Below are 19,835 nucleotides of genomic sequence, written 5' to 3' on the forward strand. Positions count from 1 at the left end.
ATTGTCAAATCCGATCGCCTCAAACTTTACGGTCGACGATTGTAGCCAACCGATCGGTTTGACGGCGGGCGTTCGCTATCAGGCTGAAGCGAACCCGGATCACGCTCCTGTTTCCGAATAAAAATCGCCGAACACTGGACGAACACTGGATTGGAGATGAAACATGAACCAAGCAGTCTTGAAATCCCGCTGTAGATCGCGGCCGCGATCTATCGCAATAGCGGCAATCTCAATCGGGCTAGCGCTTTCCGTTTCGCCGTCGTGGAGTCAGAACGTCATCGACGCCGATGCTGACGGTATTCTTATGGCCATGACGAACCAACTCAAAAGCCTGCAGGCGTTCACGGTCGACTATGACACCGATCATGAGATCGTCGACCTGGCCGGCCAGAAGTTGCAATACAGCGCTTCCGGCTCCGTCCAGGCGTCCCGCGGCGGCGGCTTCCGCATGACCCGCAAAGGCCCTTTTGCCGATGTAGAACTCACCTTCGATGGCAAGGTAATCTCGCTCTACGGCAAGGGCATGAACGTCTATGCGCAGTTGGACAGCCCTGGGGCATCGATTGATGAGGCGGTCGAGGAATTCAGGGTGTCGACCGGACTTGACGTTGCGGGCGCCGACTTTTTAGTCACCGATCCTTATGCCGTTTTGACCGAAGGCACCACGTCGGGGAGACTGGTCGGCGATGCCTTTGTCGGCGGCGTTGAATGCGATCAACTGGCTTTTCGCAATGACGACGTGGACTGGCAGATCTGGATCAGCAAAGGCGCCCAGAGACTGCCTGTCAAATATGTGATCACCACCAAATGGGTGACGGGCGCACCGCAATATTCGTTGCGATTCAGCAACTGGAAAGCCGGTAAGGTCGACGCCAAGCTGTTTTCGTTCAAGCCTCCGGCCAACGCGAAAAAGCTGGAACGGATAGACTCCGACGAGGTCGGCGAACTTGTGCTGGAGGGCAGCAAATGAACGCGCAGCGCATGTTCCGCAATCATCTCTTGGTCGCCGCTGTTATGACGGCGTTTCTTGTAACCGATGGCCTGATGGGCGGTTACTTCATTCCGGCAGGTTCGATCGTCTCCAGCGCGGAAGCGCGCGTCGGCAGGCCGCTTACGCCCGGCAGCGTCGCCGGCGTTGCGCGGCGCACAACGCGCCGGGTGGTTCGCCGCTCGACGATATACGTGGCGGCGCTCCCCCCTGCCTGCGTTAGAACCAACATCAACGGTGCTACGGTTTGGCAGTGCGGCGGGACATACTACCAGCCCTATGGCGGCCGTTACGTCGTCGTCTACGTGAACTGATCGTAGCCGCCCAAACGACCAGAGGGTCTCCAATGGTCAAGGTTCTGGTGCCGCTGCCAGCGGTTTCGATGACGACGCTGACTGGCCCGCCCTTTGCTGTCTCATCGATCATCGGGTACCGGGCACTGGGCGTCGAAGATTCCGATGGATTTTGACTACGCCTTTCGCTTGCAGCCACTCTCCCCGGAGACGTAGCATGCAGCCAGAACACCATAAAAGGGCGAGGAGCCAATATGTGCAGCTGCGGCATTCAAAACTCGAGGCGCTCATGAAGAACAAGCTACGGCTCGGGTTCTTGCCAGTTGTCGTCGTGCTCTTGCTAGCGCTCTTGCAGGGAACTTCGCTCGCTCAACAGCCTTCCCCCGACCTTCCGCCCGAAAAGGCAAAGCAGTTCCTCGAGCTTTTGTCCGATCCGGAACTAAAGGCATGGCTCGAGGGAAAGGTTCCAGCGGCCACGGGCGAGCCCGGCCTGTCCATTTCCGAGGACATCTTGAGCCTGGAGGCGGGTATTCGTGCCCGTATCGGTGCGCTCGGCGCCGCGATCCCGCGCCTGCCGGAAGAACTGTCGCGCGCCGCCGACGTTGTCTCGCATGACGTGAACTCCGGCAGGCCAGGGCTGGTTATGGGCATCCTGGCGGTCTTGATCGCGGTCGGTTTCGGAGCCGAGTGGGCGGTCCGACGAGCGCTCGCCAGGACGAGGAGCGCGATTGCTCAGGAAGACGCAGGACAAGCGATCCTCTTCGACACTGTCGCCCTGCTGACTTTTGCGCTCGCCAGCGCCGGTTCGTTCTTGGCATTCGGATGGCCACCCTTACTCCGCAGGATCATTCTGACCCTGCTTCTTGCGTTCATCGCGTTCCGTGTCGTTCGCGCGGCCGCCCGATTGCTGTTTGCGTTCGGCGGTGCGACGAGCGACCCCTCGGACAGGCCGACTCCGCTTTTCGAAAGCGAAGCTTCGACCCGTTTCTGGCGTTGGCGAGTCAGCCTTGTGGCCGGGTTCCTGTTGTTCGGCTGGGCGATCGCCAGCCTCATGCCTGGCCTGGGCTTCTCTCGAGAGGTTGCAGAGCTCGCCGCCTTCCTGTTCGGGCTTGGCATTCTGGCGACCGCAATCGACGTCGTCTGGCAACGGCCCGACGGGCGAGGCTCTCTGGTCAAGCAATCGTTTCTCACCTTGTTCCTGATCGTGCTCTGGGGGGCTTGGGTCGCCGGCCTGCTCGGCGTCCTGTGGCTTGGGATTTTCGCCCTGGTGCTGCCGACAGCCTTGCGCGGCGTCGGCGCCGCGGCACAGGCCTTCGCCGGCAGGTGGAAGCGCAGCGGCGCGATGGGCGTCGTACTCAACGTGCTCATTGTCAGGGGCGCCAGGGCGGCGGTCATTGCCGCGGCGGTCGCATGGCTCGCCTATATCTGGCGGCTCAGGGCCGCAACTTTCGCCGGCAGCGAGACCGGCGGCTTCCTGATAGCCGGGCTGTTCAACGGCATCATCATTTTGCTGATCGCCGACATGCTCTGGCAACTGTCGAAGGCATTGATCGAATATCACATGAACCTCGCGCCGGCGGATGGGAGCAGCGCCGATGAACTGGCTCGCAGCGGCCGGCTTCGCACGCTGTTGCCGATTTTTCGCAACGCCCTTGCCGTGTTCATAGTCGCCGTCACCATTCTGACCATCCTCGCTGGGCTCGGCGTGCAGATTGCGCCGCTGATTGCGGGTGCCGGAATTTTCGGCGTCGCCATCGGCTTCGGCTCGCAGACCCTGGTCAAAGATGTGCTGAGCGGCGTCTTCTTCATGATGGACGACGCCTTCCGGGTCGGTGAATACATCCAGAGCGGCAGCTACAAAGGCACGGTCGAATCCTTCAGCCTGCGTTCGGTGCGTCTGCGACATCATCGCGGCCCCGTCTACACCGTCCCATTCGGTGAGCTCGGGGCGGTCCAGAACATGAGCAGGGATTGGGTGCTCGACAAGATGATGATCAACGTTACCTACGATTCCGACGTGGATCTGGCGCGCAAGCTCATCAAGAAGATCGGCCAGGAACTGGCAGCCGATCCTGAATTTGCGGCCGACACGATCGAACCGCTCAAGATGCAGGGCATCGACAGTTTCGGGGACTATGCGATCGTTCTCAGGATGAAGTTGATGACGAAGCCCGGGACCCAATTCGGCATCAAGCGGCGCGCACTCATGATGATCAAGGCGGCATTCGCGGAAAACGGTATCAAGATCGCGGTTCCCACCGTTCACGTCGAGGGTGGCGGGGAGACTGCGGCCGCTGCTCATCAGGCAAACCAAACCCTGAAAAAGAGCAAGGCCCCCTTGGAGGCGGTGAGGGACACGCCATAGAGCTGCGCGGTCCTGTCCACGTCATCCGAACTCGGCCTGACCTCTCTGAGAAAGGCATCGATGTTGACCGTGTACGTGGCTCAGATTTCAGGACGTGGGATTGTCGCCTCGACGCGGCGAACGAAAACGAGGCTAGAGCGCGGCTGGCAGACAGGACAATTCGGCCTGCCCATCTGGCGGAGGCTTCGGCATCCTCATAGGCGACATGGACCACCGAATGGTCCATTAGCTTGCCGATCGAACTCGCCGGCCCGCGCGGACGGCTCCAGTTGGCTCCCGTCACATAGGCCCACCAGTTGTAGTGGTTGCTCATGTCCACACCGGCCCGGCCGGCTTGTTGAACTTGGTCGAGTACGGAACGAGCATCTCGGGTCTGGCGCCGGGATAGTCGTCCGGATTGGCCGGCCGCTCGGCCAGCGTCACGTAACTAGTCGTGGTGACGAAGCGATCGAAGTCGCGATTGGTTACGGCCGATACCTCCATCCAGAAGCCGCCGACACACACGCGGTGCGCCGGCGCTTCCTCTGGATAGTGGCTGTCCGACCCATCAGGAACGCCCCGCCGGGTATCCAGACCATGCCCGGAAATGGAGAGTGACTTGCCAAGGCTGGCTACTTTCCGGCGCCGCGGGAACCCTGCTCCAGCGCCGCCAGCGCCTTGTCGACGCCGAAGTTCGAGGGAGGCGAGCTCGGCGGGTATTCCTTGAACGACTCGAGGAACTGGCCGACGATCGTGGTCGCGGGAAGGAAGGTCCACATCTTCTCGCCCCACCATTTGCCGTACAGCATCGATTCGGACTGGTAGCGCTCCCACGGATCCTGCCGCAGATTGGTGACAAGCGGCGCGTTCGTGCTTGCCTCGTGGCCGTTGAAAAGGTTGCCTTCAACCGTCTTGAAGCTGACCTTCCAGTCATCGTAGCGCAGGGCGTTGAGCTCTCCGCCGTCGGTGAAATAGAAGAACTCGTGGCGTGGCGACGTGGCAACCTCACCCTTGAAGTAAGGCAGGAAGTTATAGCCATCGAGGTGGTTCTTGAAGGTCTTGCCGCCCACCTCCATGCCCTTCAGCAGCTTTTCCTTCACGCCCGGATCGCCGGCAGCGGCGACAAGCGTCGGCATCCAGTCCTCATGTGCCATGATGTCGTTAACGATCGTGCCCGGCTTGATGGCGCCTGGCCAGCGCACCACGAGCGGCACGCGGAAGCCGCCTTCGAAGGTGGTGCCTTTCTCGCCCCTGAACGGCTGGTTGCCGCCGTCCGGCCAGGTGAACACCTCGGGCCCGTTGTCGCTGGTGAAGAGCACGATCGTGTTGTCGGCGACGTTGAGTTCGTCGAGCTTCTTGAGCAGCTCGCCGACCTCCCAGTCGAGTTCCATCATGCCGTCCGCATACAGGCCATGACCGCTCTTTCCGTCCCATTGGTCGGAAAGGTGCGTCCACACGTGCATGCGTGTGCTGTTGTGCCAGAGAAAGAACGGCTTATTGTCTTTCACCGAGCGGTCGATGAAGTCGAGCGAGCGGCGCACCAACTCGGGTTCGACGGTTTCCATGCTGACCTTGGCGGCAGGGTCCATTCCGGGATGCGGCGGCAGCGGACCGCTGTCGACGATCGTCTGCTTGCCGACCTTGCCCCAGCGCGGATCGACAGTGGCATCATCCTGGTCCGTCGCCTTGCTGTCCAAGATGTTGCGCGGGCCGAACTATGCGCGGAAGGCAGCGTCCTTGGGGTAGTCGTTTTCGAATGGCTCCTCCATGGCGTTCAGGTGGTAGAGTATGCCGTAAAACTCGTCGAAGCCGTGCACCGTGGGCAAGAACTCATTGCGGTCGCCGAGGTGGTTCTTCCCGATCTGTCCGGTCGCATAGCCCAAGGGCTTCAGCAGCTCGGCGATCGTCGGATCCTTGTCCTGTAGACCCTGCTTGGCGGCCGGCAGGCCGACCTTGAGCAGGCCCGTTCGAAACGGCGTCTGCCCGAGGATGAACGCGGCCCGGCCCGCGGTGCAGGATTGCTGAGCGTAATAGTCCGTAAAAAGCGCGCCTTCCTTCGCAATGCGGTCGAGATTGGGCGTGCTGCCGCCCATCATCCCGCGGTGATAGGCGCTGAGATTCCAGGTGCCCACGTCATCGCCCATGATGACGAGGATGTTGGGCTGGCCAGACTGCGCATGGGCCAGCGTTGCCGATACCGCCAAGGCGGCGCCAGCAAGCAGCGATGAGACGTAACGTTTCATGAGTCCTCCTACAATCGTCGCTGAAGGCAAATAGTCGTCCGCTGGCATTGGCGCCGATGGCCCGTCACTATCTTTGATGCTTGGCGGCCAATGGAAACAACAGCGTCTGTTGGGTTCAACAGGCGCTGATATTCCCTGCTTGCCCTGTCGGCGTGCTACCTCCCAGACGATCCAAGTTTGACCGTCAGCCTGTCGATCTTGCCGGTGAACGGGAACGGCACCTGGTAGTCAGCGTCGTCCACCGGCGTGCCGGTGTCGATGCCGACGTTGAACGTCTCGTCCCAGGCAGTGGAGATCGGCAGGCTCTTCGGCATGGGGTGGCTGTCGACCACCACGCCGTCCACCTTCAGCGTGCCCGTGCCGCCTTTGCCGAGGCCCGGGCCGTCGTACTTCCAGTCGAACTCAACCGTGTGCTTGCCGGCTGCGAGCGCCTCCTTGCTCTGCCACTTCACCCGTTCGAGATCGATCAGGTTCCATGTGAACACAGGCACGCCCTTCAGTACATAGAAGCCGTAGCCGGCGAACCGGCCGCCGTCGGTCATAAGCACGCCTTCGGCGCCACCCTTGGAAACCTCGATCTCCGCAGTGACCGTGTAGGACCGGTTGAGCAGGCTCGGCGCGGTCCCGGTATCCGGGAACGGAACGTTCATGATGGTCCCCGAATAGGTGAACTCGGTACGGCTGGGCGAGTAGCTAGGCTTCTCGGAGATAAATCTCTGAAGGCGCCTGTCGTCGAGCGGGAAGACGCGGTACTTGGCCGCCTCCATGATGAAGAGCTGCTGCATGTCACGAAGCTTGTCCGGCATCTCGGCGGCCAGGTCGTGCGCCTGCGTCCAGTCCTTGTTGGTGTCATAGAGCTCCCACGTGAAGCCGTTCATGACATCCGCCGGTGGCGCATCGAGAGTCAGGATCCATGGCGCGCCGGTAGGCGGGGCCGAAGCGATCCAGCCGTCGTGATAAATGGCCCGGGAGCCGAACATCTCGAAATACTGCGTCGTCCGCCGGTCTGGCGCGTTGGCGTTGTCGAAGGTGTAGGCCATGCTGACGCCTTCGATTGGTCGCTGCGCGACGCCGTTGACCGAAACCGGCTGCGGCAAGCCGGCCGCCTCCAGGATGGTCGGCACGACGTCGATCACATGATGGAACTGGTTGCGGATGCCGCCTGCGTCCTTGATGCGCGCGGGCCAGGATATCGCCATGCCGTTGCGCGTGCCGCCGAAATGGGAGGCGACCTCCTTGGTCCATTGGTACGGAGTATCCCAGGCCAAGGCCCAGCCCACCGCGTAGTGCGGGTAGGTCTGGTCGGTGCCCCACTCGTCGTAGAATTTCATGTTCTGTTCGACCGTCGGGTTCACGGCATTCGCAACGGCGAACTCGTTGAACAGCCCGTTGAGCGTGCCTTCCGGGCTCGAGCCGTTGTCGCCGCTGATGTAGATGATCAGCGTATTGTCGAGCTTGCCGGCATCCTCGACCGCCTGGATCACGCGACCGATCTCGTGGTCGGTGTAGGCGAGGTAGGCCGCGTAGATCTCGGCCTGGCGGATAAAAAGCTTTTTCTCGTCGGCGGAGAGCGAATCCCACTCTGGGATGGTGCCCGGCCAGGCGGTGAGTTCGGCGCTCTCAGGTATCACGCCAAGCTTCTTCTGGTAGGCGAAGATCGTGTCCCGGAGCTTGTTCCACCCATCGTCAAACAGGTGCCTATCCCTGATCTTGTCCACCCATTCCGGTGTCGGATGGTGCGGCGCATGGGTTCCGCCGGGCGCGTAGTAGATCATGAACGGCCGGTCGGGCTGCACTTCGTTCAGCATCTTGATCCGCCCGATCGCCTCGTCGGCCATAGCGGTGATCAAGTTCCAGCCGGAATTGCCGAGATAGGGCTCGATCGGCGTGGTGTTGCGAAACAGGTTGTTCGGCTGCCAGTGGCTGGTGTCGTCGCCGATGAAGCCGTAGTAGTAGTCAAATCCCTTGACGGCTCCGGTCGGCCAGTTGTGGAAGGGGCCGGCCTGGCTGCCTTCCCACTGCGGCACGTTGTGATCCTTGCCGTACCACGATGTGTCGTAGCCGTTCTGCCGGAGGATCTCGCCGATGGCCACGGCGTCGCGCGGTATGACGCTGTCGTAGCCCGGATAGCCGGTCGCCTGGTCGACGACGACGCCGGTCGCCACCGAGTGGTGATTGCGCCCGGTAAGTAGCGCTGCTCGCGTCGGCGAGCAGAGCGCGGTGGTGTGCATCCTAGTGTAGCGGAGGCCTTCGTTGGCGATGCGGTCGAGGGCCGGCGTCGGGATCACGCCGCCAAAGGTTGACGGCGCCGAGAAGCCCACGTCGTCGGTCATGATCAGGAGGATGTTCGGCGCACCCTCCGGCGGGACGATGCGCGCCGGCCAGGAGGGCTTCGACTGTGCGGCATTGGTCTGGATGTCGCCCTCGAACGCCGGTAGCGGATTCGGCAGGTATCTGCCATCGATGGTCGTGGTAGCCTCGGGCGAGCCGGGCGTTCCGGTGACCTGCTGGGCCGATGCCGCAGTCGCGCTGACAGCAAAGACAGCACCGAGCGCGGTCGCGAGCAAGAAATGCTTATGGTTAGACCTAGACATCGAACCTCCTCCTCTTCGAGTCGTAGCGGGCGTATGCGACTCGGCACAAAGATGGCGCCCTGCGCTCCGTTGCTGACGCTGGCTAGTACAACACTGCCCGCCTGAAGGAGCGCCTCGCAACGCCGGCATAGGACAGCGGTGTCAGCGGCATGCCGATGACATCGATGAACACCGACACCTCGGACCCCTTGTCGGGCATCTCACCATCGATCACCTGGACCGCGTAGGAAAGGTTATTGCCGTCCAGCGCAGGATTCTTCAGGACGACCACGACCTGCTTGAGTTGGTCTCCCTCGAGGATCGACAAGTCGGCGTTCGGCGGATCGGAGAGAAAGCTGTCCTTGCCCTTGCTCCAGAACGGGATGAAGGCCGCGGTCTTCATGTTCCCGGCAACGCGCTCGGGGCGATCCGAAAAGAACAAGGTGGAGCCGGCAACATCCACCAGCGTCAGCTTGTTCGTTGCCTTGTCATAGGTCATCGCATCGGCGGTCTGGACGAACAGGAAATCTGCCATGTCGTCGGCCGCTTGCGCCAGCCTTGGCCTTGTCGATCCCACAGCCACAGCGATGGCGGACGAGGCCAGAACAAAGTTTCGTCTGGTGGTCATCTTACTCACGGCGCACTCCTTTATTACGGCTGCGAACACGCGCAGCATTTGCTGCTTAAGACGATAGTCAATGACTTCGTTGTGGCCCGAACGATGCACGCCATCGCCAAATGGGACTACTCACGGAGTGCATTGCTAGGCCCTGGAATGCAAAAATCATCGACAATAGTCTTTCGACTATACTGAATCTTCTGGGTACGAGCCGCCGAGCGACCGTGCCGCTCGCAGCCAGGCTGTGGCGGCTACCGCCCGCTGCGGCGGCCAGGACCTGACACTGACTCCTTCTTTGCGCAGGACTGCGCCGAGCCACGCCGCCTGTCGATTCAGGTGCTGATCGTGGACGATTGCGGCGCGCTTCACTGACCGGGCGGCCTTGCCCCACGCCGCCAGCGTCTTGGGCTGCGGGGCTGTGAACGCCCAACGCTCGATACCGAGCCAGTCAAGGCGGAGCAGCCCGGCACCATGGGGCGCGGAATGGGAGACGGTTGCGGCAAGATCGGTGAACTCGCGTTCCGTCATCGTGCCGTAATGGCGAAATGCGACGATTTCGTCGCCAAAGTTGGGATCGACCTCGATCATGTCGATCGATGCATTACCTCTCGGGATCGAATTGGGACGCGTAGTACTCTCTTTGACTGAACTGCCGGATGTACAGTTCACCAGCGGGCAATGCTGCGCTACTCTGGCAGCGCAGCTTTCGGCCAAAAAATGCGCAGAAGCCGAAAATATTCGGGTGAGGGGTGGCCATGGATATCGTTAGGAAAGATCCGTTGAGCCGGTTTCCGGCCGCCAGGACTCAGGACGTCGGCGAACTGCGCCAGCGCCTGTCCGGCCTGTTTTCCGTGCGGTCAATCGACATCGAGCGGGGGGCGCAGCGAGATTTTGACGGGCACCTCAACCATTGCGAACTCCCAAATGTTGGGCTGAGCTACGCCCGGTATGGGGCCGCGGTCACGGTGTCGCTTGCCCACACGGATGTCTTTCTTCAAGGTTTCCCACTCCGAGGCGGCGGCAGCCTTGTTGTCGACGGCTCGGAGGCGCTGATATCGCGCGGCCACGGCGCGGTGGGCGGACCGGGTGCGGAGGTGCAACTCAAATACTCACCAGACTTCGAGAATCTCATCGTCAGGATCAAGCCGCAGGCATTGACCAGGAAGCTTAGTGCGTTGCTCGGCCGACCAGTCGACCCGCCGTTGCGAATTGCGACCGACCTCGGCCCCGATCCGGCGGCTGCTGCGGCACAGTTCCGTCTTCTCGAGTTCGTCGTGGGAGAGCTCGACCGCAACGACGCCGCGCTTCCGCCGCTGGTCCTTGCCGAACTCGAGCAAGCATTGATCGTCGCGTTTCTCTGCAGCAACCGCCACAACTACAGCCATCTGCTCGGCGGCGAGCCGCTTCCTTCGGCGCCAAGGCAGGTGCGTCGGGTCGAGGAATACGTCGAGCAGAATTGGGACCATCCGATAACGATCGAGGCGCTCGCCCTCGTTGCAAATACCAGCGTGCGCAGTCTCTTCTATTCCTTCAAGAAGAGTCGCGACGTCTCGCCGATGACGTTCGTCAAGCAGGTTCGCATGCGCCACGCCAGGACGATGCTGGCCAATGCCGATCCCGCCACAAGCGTGACCTCGGTCGCATTCGCATGTGGATTCAGCAATCTCGGGCATTTCGCGAAATACTACTACAGCATCTATGGCGAGCGTCCTTCGGACACGCTCAGGACGGCCGTTCGTGACGCAGGCGAGTGATCGCAGCGAGCTTGCGGAGCGTGAGAGCAAGCGGCACGAGAACGAGAAGCTGCACGACAAAGAAGACCGCGGCGAAGGCTGCAAACTCGGTGCGGCCAGCGACCTGAACGGCCAGGAGCGTTGCAAACCCCAGGTTTCGTGCAGGGAAGCCAGCCAAGGCAGCGACCATCTCGGGGAACCTGGTTGCGAACAGGCGAACCGTCAGAGCTCCGGCAATTGTGAGTATGATCGTGAAGAGCAGCGCGAATTGAACCAACGCAATCAAAATCGCGGTCGGCATCGAGAGTACCTGCGTGGCGAAAATCAGGCCAACGACCAACACGACGACAATCAGACTCAATCACTGCAGCCAGGCGCTCCACCTGGCGACCCATTCGCTCGCGTGAAAGCGGATCGCGATCCCTGCTGCGAGCGGCAGCACGAGGGTGAGAAGGGATTGCAGCAGTACGCCCCCCGCGGGAATTTCAACGCCAAGGGCATGCTCCGGAAGCAAGCTGGAGAGAAGCACCAGGGACATCGGTGCGGCGGCAAGCGCAAGCACGCTCGACAAGGCGGTCAAAGCAACGGCCAAGCCGAGATTGCCTCGTGCAAGCATGACGTAGAAATTGGACAACGAAGCAATCGGGCTCACCGCAACCAACGCCATGCCGACAGCGACAACTGGCGGCGGCGACATCCACAATATGAGCGCGACTGTGACCAGGGGAAGCATCAACCATTGGCTCGCAAGGGCGGCGGCTATGAGGGAGAGAGCGCCGACTGCGCGCTTGAGGTCCGCTAACGTCAGCTGACTGCCGACGACCATCATGATGAATACCAGGCCGACCGGCACGAGTATGTTGACAAGCGACGTCAAAGCCATGGTAGCGGGCCACCCTTACTCCCCGAGACGCGCAATAGCGCGGACAGAGGGCCACTGCTAGCGCGCTTCGGTTACGGAAACTTGGTCCGGCCAACAACCAGAAAAAGCAGCGTCATGCCGAATCCCGCCGTGACACTGCCAAGGCGCTTCGGCTGTTCCGGGATACGCTGCGCGCCCTGGTCGCTGCCAACGAAACCGGAAAGGACGCGATTGACGTTCTCGATCGGGATGTCGGCTGGTATAAGCTGTTGCAGGCCAAGCCGATGATCGAAGCCATGGTCAAGGACGCCGATCCCGATCCCCTGATCCTGGCGGCGGAACGCTATACCAATGTGCGCAGGTATGCCGTCCGCTTCCTGCGGACTTTCATCTTTCGCTCATCGCGACGGCACGATCCACTGCTCGCCGCCGAATTGGCGCTCAAGCTGTTCAATCAGATCGGTGAGGAAATCGCGGGGGACCCGGAGCTTGCCCCGATCTATCGGAGCCCTTCAAGAGCAAAGGTATTGCCGATCTCGAGGACGGTACCCTTGTCATTCGGGCAAAGTTCACGGCGAAACCGGGCAAGCAATCCGCGATCCGCCGGGCGGCACTGAAGGCGGTCCACAACGCATTCCGAGAGAACGGAATTCGGGCCGTGCCAAAACCGACATCCGACCAAAGGGCAATGGCTATCGCATGATAGTCGTTCGCCGGCTATCTCTCAGGAACGGCCGCAACGGGGTCAAACCGGACATCATGCCCTCGTTGCCGACGTTCTGACGAACATAGTCGGATGGCAAGAGATTAAGCGGCGTTCTATGCGTGCCAACCGAATTTGTCGATGGCGTCAAGGACCGAACGGTCCGCAGGCGCTGGCCAGTATTAGCCCGTAGGTTACAGTTATTTACGTTCCCTGACGTGAGCCGATCGGCCAAGGTCACTCACAGCGCGTAATATCGCCTCGCCCCGCAAAGAGGACAGCAGCCTCTGAGCAATCGAAATGGGGCGCCTTTAGCCAGAAACAATCCTGCACACAAGGGGAATATCAATGCGAAAATTCATGACACTCATCGCGGCAACGTCAGTAGCACTGTCGTCTGCGATGGCAGCCTACGCACAAGATCAAAACCCCCTTCCCAAGGCCAGCGATGTGCTTGTCCGATACGGGGACGACGTCGAGGGCTGGACCGTCTATGCCAATCAAACCCGCGGAGATTGCTTGATCGTGCACTCGGATGGCCCAAGTTCGGTGCAAATGGGCGTTACCGAAAATCAGGAGGTCGGGTATCTTGGCGTGTTCACGAAGGAGGATATCGGCCTTCAGAACGGGAACAAGTCGGAAATCTTCGTCTCCATCGGCGGCCATCTCTACGAGGGTGTGGCCACCAGCACGAGCGGCGAACTCAAGGGCGGATATTCTGGCGGCTACATCTTGACCGACGACCCGAATTTCAAGCGCGACGTGGCGAAGAAATATGAAATGACCGTGTTTCCGGAAACCGAGGGGGCCTTTGTCGTCGATCTGAAGGGGACTTTCAAGGCAATGGCAATGGGCCGCAAGTGCCTCAAGCAATGAGACCGCCGCTCTGACCTTTCATTTGCCTTTCATGGGTCCGGAACGCGAGGTTGGCGTTTGAAACAGAATTGGCAATTCTGTTTCACCCGACGCCTAGTTGGGCACCGGGCGCGGGTGTATTTCTTGGGTGGCGCGGAGCACCGTGGTCCGGCGGGCGCGGTCGCGGCAAGCGTCCTACTTGACTTAGTCGCGGACTTTTCAGCAAATACCATTGGCATCGCAGCGATATCACGCGATATGCCACAAGCAACGTGACGTTGTCCTTTTTCAAGGACCCCCTCAGTTGTCACCGACTTGTCGGCGGAGTTCGCTCGGAACGCCACGTAGAAGCGGACAACTCCAGACGGCAAGAAGCGCGTGAAATCCAGCCGCGGACCAAAGCATGACGCCGGTCATCTTTAGGACTGCACCCGCGTAGACGAGGAGAATTGATACGGCCGTGTTGTAAATCAGAATGCCAACAAGCGCTCCATCCATGAGGACGCGCGGGACATGGCCAGAGAGGCTCGGGAGTGTCCAGTATGGGCGTTTTAGCGGAAGTTTGGGGGGTCGATCTGAAAGCGTCGTTTAGTTAGCCGCAATGTCACCCGAATGAACGCCCCCGCCAGTATTCTCATGAGCGCTGACGGAAAAGGTCCGGTCACGGAAAAATGGCAGGCAACGCTGCCCGCCATCTCCGACTTCACCAAACCGGCAGCGTTTACTGGTGGCCAACCATCGTGCAGAAGTCGCCATGCGACTGGTCATCACTGGGTATGTCGCCGCATTCCTGCTTTATCGCGGCGCGATCCTCGTCTTTCAACCCCTCCCAAGCGGCCTTGAAGTCGTCTTCCGATTTTAAGGTCTTCATGTCGGCAGCGGTGTAGAAGGGCGCCATTTTCGTCGGCTCGTCGAGGGCGCCGCCGTGCTCGGCAAGTGCGGCGCCGGTCATCATCGAAAGCGCCATCGCGCCCGTGCAAAGCATCTTGAGGTTCATGATCATTTCTCCTGGTTGCTCTTAATTTCGTCCAAGCAGCGATCCATGCAGGAACGCGTCACCTTGGCCGATTGCTTTGCTTTAGGGAACGTAACTAACTGTATCCTACAGGTGGAATTGCAGGCGGGACCGAGACAGTCAGCCTTTGATGGCAGTACCGATCCATGCAGGAGCGCGCCGTTAGGGGCGGGTTTACTTAGCTTCGGTCACTTGAGCTGCTTGATCTGGAATCAGAACCACCCGGTAGGTCACGCCCTCGCACTTGAGCAGGTAGACAGTGTGATTGGGGGCGGACTCCGCTTCGATACGCTCAGCCGAGCTTGGATTGTCGCAAGGAAAGGCCTGGCTTCGCACCTGGTCGCCAACGATCCTTACGTCAGCGCTCTGGTCTTGGGCTGTGGCGGTCGCAATAGGACCTCCGAGACCAACCGATAAGAGAACGCGTGTGGCGAGGGATCGAATCCACAACGATCTTGGACGGCTATTCATTGCGCTCTCCTTGGCACGCGGCACGCAGTTTCCGAAGCGCCGCTGCTCCATGCCCCCAAACTGTTTCAAAAGGCGGCGAAAGCCTAAACTGGCGCACTGCAGCCGAGAACCGCTCTTCGTCTATCAGGCGGTTCGCCTTCCATCCTCATGGCGCAATTCGTGTTTTCCCAGGCAGTAGCCTAATCGTATGGAGGCGGTAGCGGAATGTAAGTTACGTGGGTGACGGGGTATTTGCTGAACATCCCGCAGCGAGCGCGGTCGGCATGAACGCCCATAAAAGGCGCACAAGGCAGGGTACACGGCGTTCGGCAAGGCAATCCACGAAATGGACGGCAGTAACCGCGACCACGACGGAGCCAGCCGGACTGAGGAAATGGCGCTGCTGGCTGTATGCGCTATCCTGCGGTCAGGGAAGGTGATCGCCGGGCCAAGGCCCGATATCTTCTGAAGATCGGAGGCGCGCGGTGAGCACGATCTAGCAGAGCATATGCAGGCTCTTCTCCGTTCGCCTGGCGTCGCCGCAATGGTAAAAACCGCATGGCACAAGTGATCTTATAGGAAACGTATCGCCGGCCCTTTCCAGAAGCATCATGAGGCCCCATTGGTCTTCACCTGTGAAGGGCAGCGCCAATTTTCAACACTATGCACCCGTTGCCGACCTTTACATGGTCAGGTTGCATCCTCCTGAGAGGACGATTGCTGCCGTTCGGACTACAGTTGCCCACGTAAGTTACACCCCCGCGACTTGCCCTGTGGAGTATGGGCTGCCCTACTCTACGCCAACAACGGTTGGCTAGCACTCAGGGCGGCGGAGCCCCGGTCCAGCAGTTGAATTTAATATCTGCGCAGCATGGCAAGCACCGGGCGTTCGGTGACACCCGATGTCAGTTCGCACCGATATGGAGGGGGCAATGGATCTTCGATCTACCACTCGGGTTCGGCTAGTTGCAGCCTGGCTGTTTCCGGCGTTGTTCAGCGGCGCGGCATCTGCTCAGGACGACACGCAGGAACTCGCCAAGAAGCTGTCGAACCCGATCGCCTCGCTGATCAGCGTGCCGTTTCAGTTCAACTACGACAGCGGCTACGGCCCGAACGACGGCGAGAAAGCCTATGTCAACATCCAGCCGGTCATCCCCGTCTCGCTGAATGCCGACTGGAACATGATCTCGCGCACGATCGCGCCGGTGATCTGGCAAAACGACATAGCCGGCCCGTCGGGCGAGCAATCCGGCCTCGGCGACATCACGCAGAGTCTGTTCTTCTCGCCGTCAAAACCGACCGAATCCGGCATCGTCTGGGGCGTCGGCCCGGTGTTTCTGCTTCCTACCGCGACCGACGACCTGCTCGGCGGCGGCAAATGGGGCGCAGGCCCGACCGCCGTCGTGCTGAAGCAGAGCCACGGATGGACGGTCGGCGCATTGGCGAACCACGTCTGGTCGTTCGCGGGCGACAGCGATCGCGGCGACATCAGTTCGACGTTCCTGCAGCCCTTCGTCTCCTACACGACCAAGGACGCCTGGACGTTCACGCTGAACACGGAGAGCACCTACAACTGGGAGGCGGAGGAATGGTCCGTTCCCGTCAACTTCCAGGTCGCGAAGCTTGTCGTCGTCGACAAGCAGCCCATCAGCCTCTTCGCCGGCGTCCGCTACTGGGCTGAAAGCCCCGACAGCGGCCCGGACGGGTGGGGCTTTCGCACCGGGATTACGCTTCTGTTCCCGAAGAAATGAGAACACCGGCCCGCCTGCCGGCGCGGCGCGAACTGACGAAAAGAATTGTGAAACACACGAATTCGATAACTCATCGAATGATAAAGGAGTACGGCAAATGTTGACAAAGCGAGATCTACTTCGCTCAGCCGCGGCGATTGCGGCTGGCGCCGCGATTGCGAAGCCAAACCTGCTGATGGCGCAGAGCTACCCCGGCATCATCGAGGCCAAGGACATCGCCGAGGAAGGCTTCATCTACGGCCTGCCGCTCGTGATGAACTATGCCGTGATGAATGAATTCGCCGTCGACCCGAAGTCCAGCCAGTTCAAGGCGCCATTCAACAAGATCGACAACATGAACCATGTGGCGACCTACGAAGACACGGCAATCATCACGCCGAACAGCGACACGCCATACTCAATACTGTGGCTGGATCTGCGTGCCGAGCCGATGGTGATCTCCGTGCCGGCCGTGGAGAAGGAGCGCTACTATTCGGTGCAACTGATCGACGGCAATACCTACAATTTTGGCTACATCGGCACGCGCGCCACCGGGCCCGAGTCGGGCGACTATCTGGTGGTCGGACCCGACTGGAAAGGCGAGAAGCCCACCGGCATCAAGCAGGTCTTTTCCTCGACCACCCCGTTCGTGTTCGCCAACTTCCGGACCCAGCTTATCAACGTCGAAGATATGCCGAACGTGGAAAAGGTGCAGGCCGGCTACAACGTGCAGCCGCTGTCGGCCTTCCTGAAGCAGCCGGCGCCTCCTGCCGCGCCGAAGATCGACTTCCTGCCGGCCACAACGCAGGGCATCAAAGAGAATTTCTTCGACTATCTCGATGCCGCCCTCGAGTTCGTGCCGCCCACGCAAGAGGATGAGGCCATTCGTGCCAAGCTCGCACGTATTGGCGTTGGCCCGGGTAAATCATTCGATTTCAAGGACCTTCCAATCGCTCACAAGCTGGAGATCGGCCTTGGCATGAAGGATGGCGATGAGAAGGTCGCCAAGTTTGCGGCGAGCGGAAACAAAATCATCAACGGCTGGAGCGTCGGTTCATTCTTTGGCGACCGAAACTTCTACAAGGGTGATTGGCTAAAACGCGCCGCCGGTGCCAAGGCGGGTCTCTACGGGAACGACGCCGTGGAAGCCATGTATCCCTTTACCCGCACGAATACGGCAGGCGAAACACTCGACGCCAGCAAGCACAACTACACCATCACCTTTCCCGCCGGGCAACTCCCGCCGGTGAACTCCTTCTGGTCGGTGACGATGTATGACGGCAAGAGCCAACTGCTGATCAAGAACCCGATCAGTCGCTACCTCATCAACTCGCCGATGTTGCCGGGTATGAAGAAGAACGAGGATGGCTCGCTCACCCTCTATATCCAGAAAGACAGCCCCGGCGCGGACAAGGAGGCAAATTGGCTGCCTGCGCCCAACGACACAGTCTATCTCGTCATGCGGTTGTACTGGCCGAAGAGCGAAGCGCCTTCGATCCTGCCGGTCGGCGAAGGCACCTGGCAGCCGCCCGGTATCACCGTGGCGCAATAATTATCCCGACCATGAATTATCCCGACCAGGCTGACGCGTGGCGTCGGATGTCGATGAGGAGAGAGCAATGATACGCACGACGAGATTGATTTGCGCCACCGCTGCGGTGGTACTCTTAAGCCTGGGCACCGCGTCCGCCCAGACGGCGCCGAAGATGAAAATGACGACGCCGATACCGGATTCGATCGTCACGCCGGAGAGTCTAGACACCAGGCTTGGCAAGCTGAACTTTTTCGATGGCTTCCCGGACGACGCCACTTCGGAGAAACTCTACGACAATCTCGATTTCATGCGCGGCGTCGATGCTTTTCTCAACGCCATGCCCGGTGCATCCGTCGAAGCTATGCGGGTTGGCCTCGCCAGCCAGGGCGCCGACAACAACCAGACTATCCTGATCTTTGAAAACCTCATGGACTCGCATTCGTTGTTCCTGACCGGCAACACCGAAAGCATTTACAATCTCATGTGGCTGGACACCAAGGCCGGTCCGCTGGTCATCGAAACACCACCCAACATCCTGGGCATGATCGACAACCACTGGTTCGAGTATGTCGGCGATGTCGGCAATGCCGGTCCGGACAAGGGCAAGGGTGGAAAATACCTGCTCTTACCGCCGGGCTACGAGGGCGAGGTCCCCGAAGGTTATTTCGTGTTTCGAACCTCAACTTACGGAAACCTGTTCTTCTGGCGCGGCTTCCTCGAAAATGGCAGCACTGCAACCGCGATCGAAAACACCAAGAAGTTCGCCAAGGTGTATCCTCTTTCGGACGCCGGCAACCCGCCGCCGATGAAGATCATCAATACCTCTGGCAAGGAGTACAACACCATCCATGCCAATGACTTTCATTTCTACGAGGAAGTGAACAACATCGTCCAATACGAGCCGAACGAGGCCTACCACCCGGAAGTGCTGGGACAGCTCGCCGCCATCGGCATCGAAAAGGGCAAACCCTTCGCACCCGACGAGCGGATGAAGAAGATCCTCACTGAAGCCGTCGCCGTCGGCAATGCGACGGCGCGCACCATCACCTTCAAGACCCGCATGAAGGACGCCTACTATTATCCGGACAGTGCCTGGTTCACCGGCTTTGTCGGCGGCAGCTACGAGTTTCTTCTGCAGCCCGGCGTTCGCTATCTGGATGCCCGTGTTCTGTTCCACTACTATGCGACGGGCATCACGCCGGCCATGGCGATAAAGCGCGTCGGCATCGGTTCGCAATACGCCGGTGCCACGACCGACAAGGACCGCAAGCCGTTCGACGGCGGCAAGACTTATAAGGTGCACCTGCCGCCAAACATTCCGGCAAAGGAATTCTGGTCGTTCGTTGTGTATGACAATCAGACGCGTTCGATGCTGCAGACGGACCAGCAATTTCCCAGCATCGGCAGCGACAAGAAAGACATTGTGATCAACGCGGACTCCTCCGTCGATGTCTGGTTCGGCCCGACAGCGCCGGAAGGCCATGAGGCCAATTGGGTCCAGACAGTTCCCGGCAAGGGCTGGAACGTTCTTCTTCGCCTCTATGGCCCGCTTGAGTCATGGTTCGACAAGACCTGGAAGCCAAGCGAGATCGAGCTGGTGCAATAGGGGAAAACAGTCGAATCGAGCGGATGGTTCTCCGTCCGCTCGCTCGATCTTCAGGCGAAGGCTCAATGACTGCGGTAAGCGATTGCCGCTCAAAATCGGCATAATTCAGATGAGGAAGTTTCACTGCGCAGTTGGACTGGACGTACCGGATTGCTGGCCTCGACGGCTTTCTTGCTGATCCAAGCGTCGGCACATTCTCAAGAGCGGCAAGCATATTTCGGCGAGACGCACGTCCAATGCGGTCGACCAGGGTCCGCAATATAGCATCCAGTTCAGCCACTGGAAGA

General features: G+C 60.2%; 18 protein-coding genes and 2 pseudogenes. 10 read left to right on the plus strand and 10 right to left on the minus strand.

The window, feature by feature from the left end:
* Positions 1-238: 238 nt before the first annotated feature.
* Positions 239-400, minus strand: coding sequence for a hypothetical protein (locus AC0L3L_RS03215; RefSeq protein WP_473636572.1), 162 nt, complete (start codon positions 398-400; stop codon positions 239-241).
* Between AC0L3L_RS03215 and AC0L3L_RS03220 the strand changes: the two genes are divergently transcribed.
* The 4 genes from AC0L3L_RS03220 (at position 332) to AC0L3L_RS03235 (ending at position 3,646) form a co-directional block, all read left to right on the plus strand.
* Positions 332-970 carry a DUF2092 domain-containing protein gene (locus AC0L3L_RS03220; RefSeq protein ID WP_473636568.1) on the plus strand — a complete coding sequence of 213 codons (639 nt, stop codon included), beginning with the start codon at positions 332-334 and terminating at the stop codon, positions 968-970. The genes AC0L3L_RS03215 and AC0L3L_RS03220 overlap by 69 nt on opposite strands.
* Positions 967-1,302: a hypothetical protein gene (locus AC0L3L_RS03225; protein ID WP_473636531.1), complete on the plus strand. Its 336-nt coding sequence runs from the start codon at positions 967-969 to the stop codon at positions 1,300-1,302. Before AC0L3L_RS03220 ends, AC0L3L_RS03225 begins: the two co-directional genes overlap by 4 nt.
* A 32-nt stretch (positions 1,303-1,334) precedes the next feature.
* The gene (locus tag AC0L3L_RS03230; RefSeq protein WP_473636532.1) at positions 1,335-1,457 is read left to right on the plus strand and encodes a hypothetical protein; all 123 of its coding nucleotides are present in this window, start codon (positions 1,335-1,337) and stop codon (positions 1,455-1,457) included.
* 113 nt (positions 1,458-1,570) lie between these two features.
* Positions 1,571-3,646: a mechanosensitive ion channel family protein gene (locus AC0L3L_RS03235; protein WP_473636533.1), complete on the plus strand. Its 2,076-nt coding sequence runs from the start codon at positions 1,571-1,573 to the stop codon at positions 3,644-3,646.
* A gap of 199 nt (positions 3,647-3,845) precedes the next feature.
* Here AC0L3L_RS03235 and AC0L3L_RS03240 read toward each other — a convergent pair.
* From AC0L3L_RS03240 to AC0L3L_RS03265, 6 genes and pseudogenes are all read right to left on the minus strand, one after another.
* Positions 3,846-3,959: pseudogene (locus tag AC0L3L_RS03240) on the minus strand (formylglycine-generating enzyme family protein); the annotation flags it as partial.
* Entirely contained in the window at positions 3,956-4,129 is a 174-nt protein-coding gene (locus AC0L3L_RS03245; protein ID WP_473636534.1) for a hypothetical protein, read from the minus strand. The pseudogene AC0L3L_RS03240 and the gene AC0L3L_RS03245, both read right to left, overlap by 4 nt.
* A 128-nt stretch (positions 4,130-4,257) precedes the next feature.
* Positions 4,258-5,868 (minus strand): annotated as a pseudogene (locus tag AC0L3L_RS03250) (arylsulfatase).
* A 155-nt stretch (positions 5,869-6,023) separates the two neighbouring features.
* Positions 6,024-8,462 carry an arylsulfatase gene (locus AC0L3L_RS03255; protein ID WP_473636535.1) on the minus strand — a complete coding sequence of 813 codons (2,439 nt, stop codon included), beginning with the start codon at positions 8,460-8,462 and terminating at the stop codon, positions 6,024-6,026.
* Between the two features lie 82 nt (positions 8,463-8,544).
* Positions 8,545-9,069: a hypothetical protein gene (locus AC0L3L_RS03260; RefSeq protein ID WP_473636569.1), complete on the minus strand. Its 525-nt coding sequence runs from the start codon at positions 9,067-9,069 to the stop codon at positions 8,545-8,547.
* Positions 9,070-9,246: 177 nt separating this feature from the next.
* Positions 9,247-9,648, minus strand: coding sequence for an STAS/SEC14 domain-containing protein (locus AC0L3L_RS03265; RefSeq protein ID WP_473636536.1), 402 nt, complete (start codon positions 9,646-9,648; stop codon positions 9,247-9,249).
* Positions 9,649-9,839: 191 nt separating this feature from the next.
* Between AC0L3L_RS03265 and AC0L3L_RS03270 the strand changes: the two genes are divergently transcribed.
* On the plus strand, positions 9,840-10,814 hold the full coding sequence (locus tag AC0L3L_RS03270) for an AraC family transcriptional regulator (protein WP_473636537.1): 975 nt from the start codon (positions 9,840-9,842) through the stop codon (positions 10,812-10,814).
* On the opposite strand, the gene AC0L3L_RS03275 is transcribed toward AC0L3L_RS03270, so the two are convergent.
* Positions 10,783-11,154 (minus strand): hypothetical protein, encoded by a 372-nt coding sequence (locus AC0L3L_RS03275; protein ID WP_473636538.1) that lies wholly within the window; start codon positions 11,152-11,154, stop codon positions 10,783-10,785. The genes AC0L3L_RS03270 and AC0L3L_RS03275 overlap by 32 nt on opposite strands.
* Positions 11,155-11,676 carry a hypothetical protein gene (locus AC0L3L_RS03280; protein WP_473636539.1) on the minus strand — a complete coding sequence of 174 codons (522 nt, stop codon included), beginning with the start codon at positions 11,674-11,676 and terminating at the stop codon, positions 11,155-11,157. It abuts the gene before it with no gap.
* 275 nt (positions 11,677-11,951) lie between these two features.
* On the opposite strand from AC0L3L_RS03280, the gene AC0L3L_RS03285 reads away from it, so the two are divergent.
* Together AC0L3L_RS03285 and AC0L3L_RS03290 are read left to right on the plus strand one after the other, a co-directional pair.
* On the plus strand, positions 11,952-12,272 hold the full coding sequence (locus tag AC0L3L_RS03285; RefSeq protein WP_473636540.1) for a hypothetical protein: 321 nt from the start codon (positions 11,952-11,954) through the stop codon (positions 12,270-12,272).
* Between the two features lie 434 nt (positions 12,273-12,706).
* The gene (locus AC0L3L_RS03290; RefSeq protein WP_473636541.1) at positions 12,707-13,234 is read left to right on the plus strand and encodes a hypothetical protein; all 528 of its coding nucleotides are present in this window, start codon (positions 12,707-12,709) and stop codon (positions 13,232-13,234) included.
* A 700-nt stretch (positions 13,235-13,934) separates the two neighbouring features.
* On the opposite strand, the gene AC0L3L_RS03295 is transcribed toward AC0L3L_RS03290, so the two are convergent.
* Entirely contained in the window at positions 13,935-14,210 is a 276-nt protein-coding gene (locus AC0L3L_RS03295; protein WP_473636542.1) for a hypothetical protein, read from the minus strand.
* Positions 14,211-15,610: 1,400 nt separating this feature from the next.
* Between AC0L3L_RS03295 and AC0L3L_RS03300 the strand changes: the two genes are divergently transcribed.
* The 3 genes from AC0L3L_RS03300 (at position 15,611) to AC0L3L_RS03310 (ending at position 19,548) form a co-directional block, all read left to right on the plus strand.
* Positions 15,611-16,429 (plus strand): transporter, encoded by an 819-nt coding sequence (locus tag AC0L3L_RS03300; RefSeq protein ID WP_473489619.1) that lies wholly within the window; start codon positions 15,611-15,613, stop codon positions 16,427-16,429.
* 97 nt (positions 16,430-16,526) lie between these two features.
* Entirely contained in the window at positions 16,527-17,960 is a 1,434-nt protein-coding gene (locus AC0L3L_RS03305; protein WP_473489628.1) for a DUF1254 domain-containing protein, read from the plus strand.
* 67 nt (positions 17,961-18,027) lie between these two features.
* Complete coding sequence (locus AC0L3L_RS03310; RefSeq protein ID WP_473636543.1) at positions 18,028-19,548, plus strand: DUF1254 domain-containing protein; 1,521 nt, start codon at positions 18,028-18,030, stop codon at positions 19,546-19,548.
* Positions 19,549-19,835 lie beyond the last annotated feature (287 nt).

Source organism: Mesorhizobium sp. WSM4849 (assembly GCF_055811385.1).

Excerpts from the sequence above, each read along its gene's own strand:
- AC0L3L_RS03225 (WP_473636531.1), top strand. The coding sequence starts at position 967 with ATGAACGCGCAGCGCATGTTCCGCAATCATCTCTTGGTCGCCGCTGTT.
- AC0L3L_RS03300 (WP_473489619.1), top strand. The coding sequence starts at position 15,611 with ATGGATCTTCGATCTACCACTCGGGTTCGGCTAGTTGCAGCCTGGCTG.
- AC0L3L_RS03265 (WP_473636536.1), bottom strand. The coding sequence starts at position 9,648 with ATGATCGAGGTCGATCCCAACTTTGGCGACGAAATCGTCGCATTTCGC.
- AC0L3L_RS03295 (WP_473636542.1), bottom strand. The coding sequence starts at position 14,210 with ATGAACCTCAAGATGCTTTGCACGGGCGCGATGGCGCTTTCGATGATG.
- AC0L3L_RS03285 (WP_473636540.1), top strand. The coding sequence starts at position 11,952 with ATGGTCAAGGACGCCGATCCCGATCCCCTGATCCTGGCGGCGGAACGC.
- AC0L3L_RS03280 (WP_473636539.1), bottom strand. The coding sequence starts at position 11,676 with ATGGCTTTGACGTCGCTTGTCAACATACTCGTGCCGGTCGGCCTGGTA.
- AC0L3L_RS03305 (WP_473489628.1), top strand. The coding sequence starts at position 16,527 with ATGTTGACAAAGCGAGATCTACTTCGCTCAGCCGCGGCGATTGCGGCT.
- AC0L3L_RS03290 (WP_473636541.1), top strand. The coding sequence starts at position 12,707 with ATGCGAAAATTCATGACACTCATCGCGGCAACGTCAGTAGCACTGTCG.
- AC0L3L_RS03255 (WP_473636535.1), bottom strand. The coding sequence starts at position 8,462 with ATGTCTAGGTCTAACCATAAGCATTTCTTGCTCGCGACCGCGCTCGGT.
- AC0L3L_RS03235 (WP_473636533.1), top strand. The coding sequence starts at position 1,571 with ATGAAGAACAAGCTACGGCTCGGGTTCTTGCCAGTTGTCGTCGTGCTC.
- AC0L3L_RS03230 (WP_473636532.1), top strand. The coding sequence starts at position 1,335 with ATGGTCAAGGTTCTGGTGCCGCTGCCAGCGGTTTCGATGACGACGCTG.
- AC0L3L_RS03245 (WP_473636534.1), bottom strand. The coding sequence starts at position 4,129 with ATGGAGGTATCGGCCGTAACCAATCGCGACTTCGATCGCTTCGTCACC.
- AC0L3L_RS03260 (WP_473636569.1), bottom strand. The coding sequence starts at position 9,069 with ATGACCACCAGACGAAACTTTGTTCTGGCCTCGTCCGCCATCGCTGTG.
- AC0L3L_RS03310 (WP_473636543.1), top strand. The coding sequence starts at position 18,028 with ATGATACGCACGACGAGATTGATTTGCGCCACCGCTGCGGTGGTACTC.